General features: G+C 41.8%; 14 protein-coding genes. 7 read left to right on the top strand and 7 right to left on the bottom strand.

Annotated features, from left to right (window positions below; all coding sequences use genetic code 11):
* The coding region (locus ACED59_RS19925; protein WP_371694364.1) for a hypothetical protein at positions 1-196 on the top strand (196 nt) is incomplete at its 5' end.
* Between the two features lie 153 nt (positions 197-349).
* Here the strand turns inward: ACED59_RS19925 and ACED59_RS19920 are convergent.
* A complete protein-coding gene (locus tag ACED59_RS19920) occupies positions 350-874 on the bottom strand; it encodes a DUF3087 family protein (protein ID WP_017097972.1) in 525 nt (174 codons plus the stop codon).
* A gap of 256 nt (positions 875-1,130) precedes the next feature.
* On the opposite strand from ACED59_RS19920, the gene trmY reads away from it, so the two are divergent.
* Entirely contained in the window at positions 1,131-1,730 is a 600-nt protein-coding gene (gene trmY, locus ACED59_RS19915; RefSeq protein WP_017097973.1) for a tRNA (pseudouridine(54)-N(1))-methyltransferase TrmY, read from the top strand.
* A gap of 120 nt (positions 1,731-1,850) precedes the next feature.
* On the opposite strand, the gene ACED59_RS19910 is transcribed toward trmY, so the two are convergent.
* The 4 genes from ACED59_RS19910 to ACED59_RS19895 all read right to left on the bottom strand — a co-directional run bounded on the left by ACED59_RS19910 (position 1,851) and on the right by ACED59_RS19895 (position 7,061).
* Positions 1,851-2,924 carry an HlyD family secretion protein gene (locus ACED59_RS19910; protein ID WP_017097974.1) on the bottom strand — a complete coding sequence of 358 codons (1,074 nt, stop codon included), beginning with the start codon at positions 2,922-2,924 and terminating at the stop codon, positions 1,851-1,853.
* Positions 2,891-4,207 (bottom strand): glycosyltransferase, encoded by a 1,317-nt coding sequence (locus ACED59_RS19905; RefSeq protein WP_029223012.1) that lies wholly within the window; start codon positions 4,205-4,207, stop codon positions 2,891-2,893. The genes ACED59_RS19910 and ACED59_RS19905 overlap by 34 nt, the downstream gene beginning before the upstream one ends.
* The gene (locus ACED59_RS19900; RefSeq protein ID WP_017097975.1) at positions 4,194-5,549 is read right to left on the bottom strand and encodes a hypothetical protein; all 1,356 of its coding nucleotides are present in this window, start codon (positions 5,547-5,549) and stop codon (positions 4,194-4,196) included. Before ACED59_RS19900 ends, ACED59_RS19905 begins: the two co-directional genes overlap by 14 nt.
* A 411-nt stretch (positions 5,550-5,960) precedes the next feature.
* Positions 5,961-7,061, bottom strand: a complete 1,101-nt coding sequence (locus tag ACED59_RS19895; RefSeq protein WP_029223953.1) for a permease — start codon at positions 7,059-7,061, stop codon at positions 5,961-5,963.
* Positions 7,062-7,294: 233 nt separating this feature from the next.
* Here ACED59_RS19895 and ACED59_RS19890 point away from each other — a divergent pair, with 233 nt between their 5' ends.
* Together ACED59_RS19890 and sigZ are read left to right on the top strand one after the other, a co-directional pair.
* Positions 7,295-7,591 carry a helix-turn-helix transcriptional regulator gene (locus tag ACED59_RS19890; protein WP_017097976.1) on the top strand — a complete coding sequence of 99 codons (297 nt, stop codon included), beginning with the start codon at positions 7,295-7,297 and terminating at the stop codon, positions 7,589-7,591.
* Entirely contained in the window at positions 7,575-8,192 is a 618-nt protein-coding gene (gene sigZ / locus ACED59_RS19885) for an RNA polymerase sigma factor SigZ (protein WP_017097977.1), read from the top strand. Before ACED59_RS19890 ends, sigZ begins: the two co-directional genes overlap by 17 nt.
* Before the next feature lie 149 nt (positions 8,193-8,341).
* On the opposite strand, the gene ACED59_RS19880 is transcribed toward sigZ, so the two are convergent.
* Positions 8,342-8,956 (bottom strand): YitT family protein, encoded by a 615-nt coding sequence (locus ACED59_RS19880; protein WP_017065874.1) that lies wholly within the window; start codon positions 8,954-8,956, stop codon positions 8,342-8,344.
* Between the two features lie 371 nt (positions 8,957-9,327).
* A complete protein-coding gene (locus ACED59_RS19875) occupies positions 9,328-9,477 on the bottom strand; it encodes a hypothetical protein (RefSeq protein ID WP_198928804.1) in 150 nt (49 codons plus the stop codon).
* A gap of 29 nt (positions 9,478-9,506) precedes the next feature.
* On the opposite strand from ACED59_RS19875, the gene ACED59_RS19870 reads away from it, so the two are divergent.
* The 3 genes from ACED59_RS19870 to ACED59_RS19860 all read left to right on the top strand — a co-directional run bounded on the left by ACED59_RS19870 (position 9,507) and on the right by ACED59_RS19860 (position 13,956).
* Positions 9,507-10,712 (top strand): MFS transporter, encoded by a 1,206-nt coding sequence (locus ACED59_RS19870; RefSeq protein WP_017097978.1) that lies wholly within the window; start codon positions 9,507-9,509, stop codon positions 10,710-10,712.
* Between the two features lie 224 nt (positions 10,713-10,936).
* On the top strand, positions 10,937-11,662 hold the full coding sequence (locus ACED59_RS19865; RefSeq protein ID WP_009846277.1) for a sulfite exporter TauE/SafE family protein: 726 nt from the start codon (positions 10,937-10,939) through the stop codon (positions 11,660-11,662).
* Positions 11,663-12,051: 389 nt separating this feature from the next.
* The gene (locus tag ACED59_RS19860; RefSeq protein WP_017097979.1) at positions 12,052-13,956 is read left to right on the top strand and encodes a methyl-accepting chemotaxis protein; all 1,905 of its coding nucleotides are present in this window, start codon (positions 12,052-12,054) and stop codon (positions 13,954-13,956) included.
* Positions 13,957-14,081 lie beyond the last annotated feature (125 nt).

Raw genomic sequence — 14,081 nt, 5'->3', positions numbered from 1 at the left:
TATTCATCAACGAGTGCCCACACAGATTGATAGGTTTAAATTGTTAAAGAGCTTTGCTTGTCGAAACTTTCTTTTTACAAAGAAACCCTTGAAAGCGGACGTGAATTCTAGCGATTTAATTTTAAGTGTCAAACACTTTTTAAAATTAATTCCTTTCGAACTTTCCGTCTTACTGATTACCGCTGAAGCCTTGTAGCGACTGCTGTGTCAGTGAGGCGGCATTATAGAGATCATCGAAAACATGGCAACCCCTTTTTTGATAAAAATTCAAAAAAATTGCTTAAGCGTCTACTTTTACGTCAAAACCCTCTTTCATAGGCCAAAGCTCATACAATCAAGAGCATATAACTTAGAATTTCGCGACTAGATCTTTCGAGAATGTCTCTATATCCAGTTCTATACTCCACTTTTCACTTAGCTCCACTATGTTATCTAGCGATTGCTGAACCGTTTTTATCGTCAATGTATTGTTATCTAGGTCGTATACCTGTTTTTGCGTAGTGTAATAGAAGTAAAGGATCGTTAATGCTTCTCGATCACCATGCTCAGCTTTTGGTTGAATACGCTTAAGCTTACGATAGATTTGATTGTGAACTTGTTTCACGTTCCACACATAAAGTGCTTCTTTAAAGTAATCATGCCCTTTCACACGGCTCGCGATAAAGGCATTCAGTGCGACTGATAAAATCACGCCAAGTACATTCAAATGGAAATTACCTGTCGCTTCCCCAGTAACGGATCCAACTGAACCAAAAAGTTCAATCAGAATGCTACCGAATACGATGGCAAACAAGGCGAGCGACCCAACCAATGAAACCAACAGTAGGTTCATCTTCTTTCTATATTCTTCTTTATTAATCTTCTGTAACTTCATCGACTACTTCCTTATGTAAGTCACCTAATAATTTGCGCATACTATCTATGTAAACCTTGGTTAGCTTCAACCTTTACCATCTTGTAATGTGGTCACTCTCTATTTAATACGTAGAGTTCTTGTGGTCAGTACTATACATAACTCCATTTGACTTCATTAATAGAAAAGAGTTACATACCGCCATAATTTTGGTTATTCATCAATTCATGTTGATAAAGTCTGTTTCGTTTTATCACATACTGACAAGGTACATCCCATGCGTTCATTTGTATTACGCGCTCGCGCAGCCCCTACAGAGAGCAAACTTATCTTAGAAGGTGTTGGGCAAGACGCTCATACTGAGATTCTGGCTCATACTCTGATGAACACGATCTTCGTTGCTCAATCTCACCGTGAGAATGTCACCGTGCACCTTGTGCTAGAGAGTACTAAAGACTTTTCTCGTACCATTACATTCGATTCAAATGAAATCACCAACATTGGTGGCTTTCATGAATCTGCACTGTTATCTGCGGTAGTAAGAGCGGTTGACGCTTCTCAAGGCATGACAAAAGAACAGACACGTCAGGTAGAACCGGGCATCACTGTTCGCACTATGAGCTTTGAAAAGTTGGTCAAAGAACTGGCCGAAGACCACCAGCTGTACATGATGGATAAGAAGGGTGACTTTATCCGTGATGCAGAGATTGCTGAAAACCCATGTTTCCTTCTTACTGATCACATCCCTATGCCGAAGAAAAGCTACAACAGCTTGAAGCGTTTAGGCACAGAGAAAATCAGCTTAGGTCCAAACATGCTGTTTGCTTCTCAGTGTGTTGTGTTGATCAACAATGAACTGGATGTACGTGGTTTTTGATATCCACAGCTCTCTCTACGATAGTTCACTCTAAAACAACAGTTCGCTATAAAAATAGCTAGCCCTAAAACAATAAATGGAGCGATATACGCTCCATTTATGGTCAAGTTAGCGTGCTAATTAAAAACGCACTTCGACGGTCATCCCTTCAATCCAATATTCTCTAGGCAAATCAGCCGTAAAGTTCAATGCTACTTTGAGATATGCTGGCTGCCCTTCAAAAGGGCTTGCTAATTGAGTCGGCAACTTACTGACGATTTCTACCGAATCTGCAATCTCAGCCTCAAAAGTACTACCATTTGGAAACCTTACCTTGGTATGAGCTCCTATTATCGCATTCTCTAAATATTTAGGGTCTAAATACGCGACCACTTGCGGGATGGTATTCTTCGCTATCGTTACAAGCTCGTCACCTTCGAACACTCTCTGCCCTTCAACGACATGGATATCGACAACGCGACCTGCATAGGGAGACTTAATCGCCAACCCTTGCTCAACAACACGTTTAAGTGCTAGATCTTTCATTAAAGCACGTCGAGCCTGACTAACCGGACCCGCTAATTCTCTTTCTTGTTCAGCTAATTTCGCATTTTGATAATCAAGTTTTTGTCCATTAAGCTGATTGTTAAGTGAGTTACTCATTCCCACTATACTTGCGTAGTCCACATCGGATACCTGACCTTTCTTCCTGTATTCTTCATAGCGCGTTTGAATTTGCTGTACCGTGTTTAAATTACTGCGCGTTTCTTCAATACCTTTCAAGTGCAGTAAGCCAATATCATCAGGAAACCTGATTTCTAAATCTAATAACTCAGCATGAAGAAATTCGATTTGCGCTTCCACTTCCATATTAGTCAACTGAATCGCTGTCTCTGATTTTAGGATTTGACTTCCATCGTCTACTGGAATTGGGCCGACTACTCCTGCAACTTTAGAGGTTAAGGTTACAGGATGCGAGGTAATGATTGCCGGAGCAATAACCAGAAAATTTGTCTTTAAGAAAAAATACGCTACGAATAATAGAGGGCTAACCACTAAGCTTAAGATTAAATACCAACGAAAGCGGTAGCCTCCTCTTTTCGCTTGTCCGTAAGCAACTTTGACACCATCATCCGATTGAGGGTTATTCTTTTTATCAAGATGAAATTTCACTTTCATTGTTAAAACCTTTTGCCTTTTTTCAATACCCACCAAGGAGCCATACTGGATTCTTCATGACTTCTTCTAAATAACTCATTCACCATAGAGAACGCCGTAATCAACCGCATAAAGAACTGATAAAACGGATACAAGATTAGCCATTTTGCCATCTTAAGATCTTCTTTCGCTCTTTCGGAAACCAACCCAATATAGACAGTAAAAAACAACAACACTGTCGACAAATAGACGCAATAGATAAGGATCAGAAGTGCAGCAACAAAATCGAAGGGGTAAGCCCAAAATATGTAAAACATGAATAGCGAAACTAGAATGGGCAGCAATACGTTTTGTAGAACGCCATAAACTAAAGTAAATATAAAGTTTCCCCAACCGAGTAATCTAGGGGTTAGACCTTCATTGTGTTTCCTTAAAAACAGAAATAATAAGTCTCCATCCCATCTTAGCCTTTGTTGTACCAACCCTTTCAGTGTATCGGGTACATCAGTATGGCCCACAGCTTTAGGTGTAAAAGCGAGTTTATTGTTTGGATGTCTTTTCTTGTACTGTTTGAGCCTCATCGTTAAGTCGAGATCTTCAGCAGTATGGGTATCCCACCCTCCAACTTGCTTCAGAGTGTTCTTTCGAAAGGCACCAAATGCTCCTGATATATTATTGAGAACACCCCAGTTGGATAGCCCCGTCTTACCAGCTTGCATTGATAACATATATTCAAGAGACTGCATTCGCGTAAGCAAATTTTCTTGCCAGTTTCTAACGCGTAAAGCACCTCCAGAAGCAATCACATTCTTATCAGTAAATTGCTTCATCATTTGTAACGCCATGTCGTTATCAAAAGAAGTATCACCATCAACATTAATAACAAAATCACCAGTAGCGTTATCTAAACCAGCATTCAACGTTGATACGCGACCTCCTCTTTGCCACTTAGGAATGACACGAACATCTCTGTTTCTTACCGTTTTATGTCTTTGCTCCCCTCGCATTGCAGCTAAGTAGGTATCTTCATTTTGAGTTGCTCCATCGACTACGGCTAAAATCTCAATCTTTCCGGGATAAAGCTGTTCAACAAGCGTGTCGATCGTTATCTCAATTGCATCTCCTTCTCCATAACAAGTAATTACAAACGAGATGCTTGGGTATTCTTTTATCTCTATGTCACTGGCCGAATAAGACCAGCGAAAGATTCCACTTAACACAAGCAGAAAGAGTGGGAGCTCCACCATAATCATCATGGGGAAAAGCATTAGCCAAAGCTCAGAGTTCTCTAAAAGCATCCCCCAGAAGTACTGTTGGAGATCAAGGCTAACTGACAGCATAGATTTCACTGACTTTACTTTCTAACCAATAACCAACATCTTCTTTCATTGTTGGATCGGGTATACCCCATGCAAAGACATTCAGCGTGAAATCGTCATCTTCGATTAGAGAACAAAGTGCTTCTATTTTCCCGCGTAATACTTCTATATGTTCCATCTTAGCTTTAGGCATAAACACAAGAAGAACATCGCTTTTAAACTGACAACAAATATCAGAATCTCTAAATAATCCGTTTAAACGCTCTGTAATTTGCTCGATCAAAGCAAACATTTTTGCGTCTCCATTTTTAGACACATACTGCGCTAAATCAGGCAGGTGTAACCCCAATAATAAGTGCTCTTCTTCGTGGCGAAGTGCAATCCTATTAACCCAGCTAAGAAGATTAGAAAAATACCCGCCGTCTACTTTCCCGCTTAAGGTCAGTTCAGGCGCCGATAGCTTCACTCCATGACGGAATATATACTCTCCCTGAACTCCAAGTTTCAGCGAATAAATCTTCCTAACAACCAACTTTGAAATATCGTTTTTTGTACCACACTCGAAACAAGAAGCTAATGTCTCCGCTTCAGAAAAAGAGTGAGAGCATGAGTTACATGTATGAGTTTCTAAAGGGCGATCATAATCCACTCCAATATGTCGAAGCTGAGTCAAACATTTCGGGCATTCTAATTTTTGGTTGCGTTTGAACAGCCCTTGTTCAGCAACATGGCCACACGTGAAACAATGGAGAGAGGTACGCTCAGTAATATCAATGTCTTTGCAAGAAGGACACGCTTCGATGTAGTTTAAGTGGGCACTGGCACATTCATGACACACTCTGACTCGATCGATTAAATCCTCAATTTCAAAAGTGTCTCGCTTAGTCTCTGATAATACAAAACGATAAGTTGAACTTAACTCCGGATAGTAAAGCTCCACTAACGGATAGGAATATATCGATTTATGAGACAAATATTTGTGAGGTGATAATCGACGTCTTTGATCCGAGCCTAACCACCCAACAAGAGGGTCTAATGTATCCGATGAGTCGATAATACTTTCTAACGTTCTGCGGTGTTGAATCACCTCTTCTTCAACACTTTCTGGATTTAAAGTGCCGTCTGATAAACACTCTGATAATGCACTATCTTCTAAAATATAAATCTTCCAAGACCAAAATTTCCTGCTACGGTGGAGTTGGCTCATCAAGTCGTCTTGCGAACTAAGATCGCCATTTAGAACTATGACGCCGCCCAATAAATCAGGGAGTTGATTAATGTCACTGACTGGCACGAGCTCAAATGATTCTCTGGTTTCAAGTGTAGGGGTTCCAAGGCAGTAAATTTTCAACTTATCTTTCATTCATTAACTCCAAGTCTTTTGACGCTGTCATCGTTGAATCAAAGCTAAAAAACGTTAATTTTGAACGATGCTATTTCATTATCCACCCTTACATAAATACTAGATATCGATATGAAAACCGTCCAATAATTAGCCGAAAAGATTAAATAGGATCACCAATTAATTAACACCTACGAAACATGAATATCGTTAATACTTGGCATCAAAGCGGTTACATTCAAGTCTAAAAGTAGGGGTTGATGAGTGTTATTTTCGATAGCAGCACTTCCGGAATAATAGCGTTCTCAAACAAATTAAGCCTAATGCCCATGATTTTTTGACCTCCTAAACACAAAAAGAGCTCAACTAAGTGAGCTCTTTTTTATTATCTATATCTTGCTATCAATGGAGTTATCTAGGAATCAGACCCGATTAACCAAAGATGAAGCTGTATAGGAAGCCTGCACCCATCGCCATGCTTAGGATAACGAATAGGAATGCCGCAATCATTTGGTTCTTGAAGATTGATTTAAGCAGGATAACTTCCGTTAAACTTGCACCTGCACTACCAATAATCAATGCCATTACCGACCCCAACGCCATGCCTTTCTGAACTAGAGCAGCACTTAATGGGATTACCGCTTCAGCACGAATGTACAGTGGAATACCAATCACGGCTGCTACTGGAATCGCATACCACATACCTTCACCAGCGTACTGTGCAATTAGGTCTGTAGGAATGAAGCCGTAGATGAATGAACCAATCGCAATACCCATCATTAGGTAAGGGAAAACTTGTTTGAAGTCTTTCCAAGTTGAGAACCAAATTCTCATCCAACGGCTAGGTTCTTTCTTCTCTACGATTTCAGCCGTTGCGCTTCCATCTGCTGAACAGCATGAAACGGTCACTTGTGGCTCTTCTTTTTTCGAATCACAGCAAGATGTTTCTTTTGCCATTACTGGTGCAGGTTCACCACATGCACTTGTACCACATGAAGATTCCGCTTTAGCCGTTGCTGCTTTCTTAGGAGTAGAGTCACCACAACTAGTGCCACAGCTTGAAGCAGAACCTGTCGATTCATACGCTTCAGGTTTGACGTAGCGTTCAAAACCTAACTTCTCAAGTGCGTAACCAGCCACTACAGATACCGTCATTGCTACAAGGAAGTAGAACACAGCGACTTGCCAGCCGAACGTAATCACGAACAAACCAATGATCACTGGGTTCAATAGTGGGCTACCGAATAGGAATACCATCATTGGACCGAAACCCGCTCTTGCACGCAGCAATCCTTTTAGGAAAGGAATGGTCGAACATGAACAGAAAGGTGTAATTGCACCCAATAGTGCAGCAACCACATACCCCTTACCATTACGTGAGCTCAGGATAGATTGAATCTTTTCTGGTGTAAGGAACTCTTGAAGAATCCCAACAATGTAGCTGATCGCTAAGAAAAGGATAATTAACTCTACTGCTAAGAAAGCGAACATATCAAGTGCGTCTTTTAGCATTGTTAACATTTCATTGCTCATAATTAACTCCAAACTGGATTGAAGGTCGGGCTCTATGAGAAAAGTAACCAACCCTTAATTTCGAATATTCTCGAATTATAGAAATAAACAGCTCCAGATCAAGCTTTATTTCGATAAAAATCGAAATGATTTTCGAAAACACGGTTTTTCAATGACTTATACAGACACCGTTTTTAAATTTGAATTCGACATACATTTCGACTAACATCGAAATTAAATCTTGAGGAGTTAATATGAACTTAGAAGTCGTAGCGAAAGCACTTAAAGAGTTGGGACACCCTATTCGCCTAACTATTTATAAGAGTGTCGTTAAAGCTGGCTACCAAGGCATTGCAGTTGGCGGCCTACAAGAAGAGCTAGGTATCCCTGGTTCCACCTTGTCTCACCACATATCAAGCTTGGCGTCTGCGGGCCTAATCAGCCAAAGACGAGAAGGGAGAACTCTATTCTGCGTGGCGGAGTATGAATGCCTAGAAGGTGTGATTGATTTCTTACAAGACGAGTGTTGCGTAAATGATCAGTGCAACTGATGCACCTTTGAACGGGGCACCTTTGAATAAGGCACCTTTAAAGCTCGAACAAGTCTGGGCCGAGTATCAGCAAGCATTAAAGTCATTCTTGCATTCAAAGGTCAACAATTCTGCGGATGTAGACGACTTGATCCAAGATATCTTGATTAAGACCTATCAGAACTTAGACAAGGTACAAGATGCGAGCAGTGTTAAGGCTTGGCTGTTCCAGTTAGCCAACAACACCATTATCGACTTCTACCGTAAGCACGCTCGACAACAACGTGATAGCCAAATTAATGCTGAAGATCTTTGGTTTACCGATTTAGACCACAATTCTGAGTTCAAGCAAAAGCTTTCATTATGTATTGAACCCTTTATTCAGGCGTTACCAGAACAAAGTTCATCATTACTGCTTGCTGTCGACATCAAAGGCCAAAGCCAGAAAGAGATCGCAGAGGCTCAAAACATCAGCTACTCAACCGTTAAGTCTCGTGTTCAGAAAAGTCGCGGGGATCTTAAGAACTTGTTTGAAGAGTGCTGTAACTTGTCACTTGATCAACAAGGCAATGTGATTGATTGTGAGCTCAAGTCGGACGCTGATTGCGGTAAGTGCCAATAGAAGTACTTATAGTAACTAGCTCAAACCCATTATTTGAATAGAACAAAGCCAGCAATTGATGCTGGCTTTGTTGTTTTCATAATCTGAAAATCACGCTTTGTTTATGCGAATCGAGTGCTTAAGCGAACCTAGTGCTTGATCGTACCGAACTACGCCGCTTCCGCTTTTACGACCGGTTGATAGCGTCCCGGTTTATGATTCATCGCCAAAATCAAGTTGGTTACTATCGCACCCAGTACAGACAGAAGAACCAGCGACACATCAACGATAAACAGTGAAAGCACAACAATCGTACAATCTAGTGCCATCTGAACCTTACCCGCACGAATCCCAAAACGTTCTTGTAAGAACAGCGCCAGAATGTTGAAGCCACCTAAGCTCATTTTATGACGGAAGATCACCAACATGCCGGTACCAATCAAGCCACCACCAAGTAAAGCTGCATACAATGCATGAATTTCGGCAATTTGAATCACGTGATACAAGTGATCCACGGCGAACGAAACAATCGAAACCGCGATAAACGTATTGATGGTGAAGCGCCAGCCCATACGAGCAACCGACAAAATATAGAAAGGTAAGTTAAGTGCGAAGAACACTTGGCCAAAGCTCAAATCTGTCACTTTGGTAATGAAGATCGCTAGACCAGCCGTGCCTCCGGTGAGCAAACCGACTTGATTGAAAAAGATAACGCCGAGTGACACTAGCGCGCTACCTAAGATCAGCGCCAGTAAGTTTTCGCGAAGGTTATGATCTTTATCCATGTGAATGACTCTCCCTGAATCTTTTAACATCGCGTTTCAGTCCCGTTGAAACGATTGAAGTACAAATTTACGATGTTTAACAGATAAGTCGAGTAATTGCGCAGTGTTACTGAGTGATTAATTTGTATACTAGTTTTTACAGGCTTTAAAATACTTCAATAAAGCAAGCAGTTATATCTAAAAAATTTAATATCCATCCTAAATTCTCCGCTTCTACCACATAATCAGCGAGCTTCGTGTTTTCCTATTTATTAACTACGTTTCATTCCAATTCCAGCGATGCTTAAATCTATGCATAAATCTATGCATAAAACGCATAGACTAAATCACAAAAGGTCATTTGATACATACCCTACTCGTCATTAGTTTGGTTATTGTGCATCACAGTCAGCCATTGATTGATCTCTTGGCTCAGCATGCCGTGAGCAGTGGATGCCACCAGCAGTCAGCGCATGAGCATTCCGGGCACGAACACCACAATAAGATGACTGACCAACACATGTCAGCGCAAGACCACTCACATCACCACCATTAATTTAAGAGTATTAGAATGAGCATTTTCCGTTTTCCTTTACTGGTATGGCTTGGGATCGGCACACTTATTATCAGTCTAGGGATCAGACAATCATTCGGCATTTTCATGATGCCAATTTCAGAGCATTTCGGCACCGGCCGTGAATTTTTCAGCTTCGCCATTGCTCTACAAAACCTGCTGTTTGGTGTGTTCCAGCCTTTTGTAGGCATGGCCGCTGACAAATGGGGAGCAAGACGCATCATTATTGCAGGTGCATGTGCTTACGGTTTGGGTTTATTTCTTACGTCAATGTCTACCGAATCAAGCATGCTTTACGTTTCACTAGGCGCATTGGTTGGCCTTGGGTTAAGTGCAACAAGCTATGTGATCGTGCTAGGCGCGGTAGCAAAAGTAGTACCTGCAAAGCACGCGGCTAAAGCATTCGGTCTAACCACAGCTGCAGGTTCATTTGGTATGTTCGCGGTAATTCCGGGTGCGCAATACATGTTGAACGAGTTTGATTGGCAAAATGCGATGCAAGTATTTGGCGTGCTTTGTTGTTTGATGATCTCATTTGCACTGTTTATGCGAGCACCGAAGTTAGCAACCAATAAACAAGTAGAAGACACCCAGACACTGAAAGAAGCACTGTCTGAAGCGTTTTCGAACAAAAGTTATTGGTTGATTCACGCGGGCTTCTTCGTGTGTGGTTTCCACGTGATGTTCATTGCGACGCACTTACCAAGTTACTTAGCAGACAAAAACTTACCTGCGAGTAGTGCAGCAATGGCACTGGCTTATGTGGGTATCTTCAACATCTTCGGATCTTACTTCTGGGGTGTGATGGGCGATAAGTTCAGCAAGCGTCATGTGATGTCTGCACTGTACTTAGTACGTACTGTGGTTATCGGTGCGTTTGTGACTCTGCCAGTGACTGAATCAACCGCGGCAATCTTCGGTGCGGCGATTGGTTTCTGTTGGTTGGGTACGGTTCCGCTAACGTCTGGTTTAGTTCGTCAGATCTTTGGTGCCCGTTACCTGTCGACGCTGTACGGCTTGGTGTTCTTTACTCACCAGGTAGGTAGTTTCTTAGGTGCTTGGGTCGGTGGTCGTATTTACGATTACTACGGATCTTATGAGTCGATCTGGTGGTCAACGGTGGTACTGGCATTTGCAGCAGCGCTTATCCATTTACCTATCAATGACAAGCCGATTGAGCGACTGAAATTGGCAATGGCTTAGCGTTTAACGCTGACTCCCCCAACAGCAAAAATCGATAAGCAATCCAATAAGAGAGTGGATATTGAAAGGAGCACATCCTGAGATATTCGCTCTCTTTTTTATTGGCCGTTGTAATCGAAATTATAACTAGCGAAACTTGCATAAACCTCACTGAATAATAAGACTATTCTTTTCGTTTTAATTTATAGTATTCACTTGCTCCTTTAAAACTAATCCGCAGGCTTATGGAATACCTAGATCAGACCGCCCTTATCGCAATGGCACTCATTTTTGCAGGCTCATTTGTGCAAACCGCAATCGGCTTTGGTTTGGCCATTGTGGCTGCCCCACTGCTGTTTTTGGTTTCACCAGACTATGTACCTGCGCCTATCTGTTTAGTTGGCCTGTTCATCTCTTTATTCAACGCCTTTAAACACCGTGCAAACATTTCTATTGGCGGATTAAAAATCGCATTACTAGGACGCATTCCAGGCTCACTAGCAGGCGGTGCCTTGTTGGTGATGGTTTCAACGAGCGTGTTGTCACTTTGGTTAGGTTTATTAGTGGTATTTGCAGTGATTGTCAGCTTGCTTCCGTTTAGGTTAGAGCCGACGCCTGCCAAAATGGGCATCGCGGGATTCTTCTCAGGATTCTTTGGCACCAGTTCAGGTATTGGTGGCCCGCCGATGGCACTGCTACTCCAACACCAAGATGCCAATCAGCTGCGTGGCAACTTGTCTGCCTTTTTTGTCTTTAGTTCAATCATTTCGTTGATTGTTCAGATCCCAATTGGCTTCTTCACTATGCACCATTTGATCATCACCATACCTTTGCTGCCTGCTGCTTGGTTGGGTTACAAAGTGGCGTTAATGACCACGCAAAGCATTCCTAAAGAGAAGATACGTATTGGTTCTTTACTGTTATGTTCTATCAGTGGCTTTACTGCCATTTGGCAAGGCTTAGCTGGTTAGTATAGAGATAACGTAAGTGCTGAAGGTTGCTTACGTTTTGTAACTATTTTAATGACAGCTCACTCATCTCGATAAGCAAGCTCATATGACTGACTAGTGACGTTATCCATTATGCTCAAATACTCTAATGCGGCGCCTTATTTAAGCTTTAAAGTCAGTACCACACTGTCGTAAACATCTCTATCTGGCGGTCACGATTCCCTCTCATTCACCATCAATAAACCATTACTGCATAAACCATTTTTTCATAAGCTTTTTGTATACAGAGCTGAGACTGTTCAAATCAGGCTGAATGTTCAATTGGTAGCGTAGTCCTATTCATAATACGTCTATATACTGCATATTCATTAAGCAGGAAAATGAACACATTCAGTATTAAGGACTTTCAAATGAAACAACTTGGGTTTAAGCAAGTTCTTTTAGTCGCCGTATCAGCAATAATTGCAATAAGTGTAGGCTCAGCCAACTATTTTTCATATCAGAGCAATAAGGAAGCACTGACTGAGAATATTTACCAGAGCACACAAGACCGTATTCGCATTGAAGGGAACAAGGTTGAGACTTACCTGGATGCTAAAACACAAGCAGTAGCAAAAGTAGCTGCTGATTATCGTCAACATAATTATCAAGATAGACACGCCGAGCGAATGCGCGTGGGCTCATTAGGTGCTGATGTCGCGAACTTAATGATAGGTTTTGACAATGGCGATGCTTATGCCTCATTCGATTACCCGGGCTGGGATAATCACAAAAGCCCATCAAGCTACGACCCTCGCAGTAAAGCTTGGTACAAAGAAGGTAAGCGTTCAGGAAGCCTTGTATATACAGACCCATATACAGACTCCACAACAGGTACCTTAATGGTGAGCATTGGTAAAGATGTTGGTAACGGTGTGGTATTGGCAGACATTCCACTCGATGTTCTAAGTGACACTGTCTCTGAAATCGACCTCAACGGTGCTATTTCGATGATGATGACCAATGACATGACGGTGCTGGCTAGCACATCCAATGTGGTTAAGGTGGGCACTAAATTAACGGATTACGCTTCTTTGAAAGACGTTGCAAAAAAAGCACAAAATTCAGAAAGCACAATCGTTAATTATAGTATCAACGGCGTTGAGAAAGTGATGTTCAGCCATGCGGTTAGCTATGGTGATAAAGAGTGGTACCTACTTGTTGGATTAGACAAAAGCGTCGTATTCGCAGCGCTAGAAGTCGCTCAGCAGCAAGCAATTATGATCACGATTGTCTACCTATTGATCAGCGTAGTTGCCACGTTATTCATTCTCAATATTCTTTACAAACCCATCCTAGCGTTGAAAGAAACCATTACAGGGCTATCAAATGGTGATGGTGATTTAACTCAGAGACTCGAAGTAAAGAAACACGATGATTTAGGGCAAATCGCATCTGGTGTAAACCAATTCATCGAGCATATACAAGACTTGATGCTAAAGATTGACGCAGCATCGTCTGAACTGAAAGAAAATGTGCAGCAACTTGAACATAAATCAGATGAAAATAACCACATTTTGAATCAGCACGTGCAAGAAACTGAACAAATTGTCACTGCCATTGAAGAAATGAGTTCAACAGCTGACGCCGTTGCCCAAAATGCAGGTGAAACGGCGCAATCAACTAAAGTCGCGTCCGATATCGGGGAGCAATCACTCAATGCTGTCGGTGATGCACAAATGAAGGTTAATGCACTAGTTTCTGAGATAGAGAACACATCATCGAACCTAGAAAGCATGAGCCAAGAAACTAAAGGGATCAGTGATATTTTGACAGTGATTGGTGAAATCGCTGAACAGACCAATCTCCTTGCGTTAAATGCAGCGATTGAAGCCGCACGAGCGGGCGAGCAAGGTCGTGGGTTTGCAGTAGTAGCTGATGAAGTGAGAGCCTTAGCGAGTCGAACACAAGCGAGTACACAACAGATTGAACAAGCGCTGACTCGTTTGCTTTCAGTGAACAAGAATGTTGAAGAGTCTATGAATAAGACGAAAGGGACTTGTGACGAAACATTTAATAACACCGAGAAAGTGGGCAGCAGCTTAAATGAGCTAACGTCACAAGTAACGGGTATCAATGACCTAAGCATTCAAATTGCAACGGCCGCAGAAGAGCAAAGCAGCGTCACTCAGGAAATTAGTCGTAACATGGTGGCTCTGAGTGACATTGTAAATGAACTCAACAAAAATGGAGATCAAGCTTTGGTGCAAACCAACAATATCTCCCAAGTAAACGAACGACTGGCATCAATGGTTGGTATGTTTAAACTGCGTTAATTCATACTAAAACAGTTATTTAAAATGAAACTTGTAGTGTGTAGCGGTTATGATTTCAAATATCGTCTATAGTTTTTCAATAGCAGTCATCGTTTAAAATAGCCGCCTTCTCCGAAGGCGGTTTT

The sequence above is a fragment of the Vibrio sp. FF266 genome (genome assembly GCF_041439695.1).
GTDB lineage: Bacteria > Pseudomonadota > Gammaproteobacteria > Enterobacterales > Vibrionaceae > Vibrio > Vibrio tasmaniensis_A.
The sequence above is the reverse complement of the archived record's forward strand: the minus strand, read 5'-3'. Positions and strand labels throughout refer to the sequence as shown.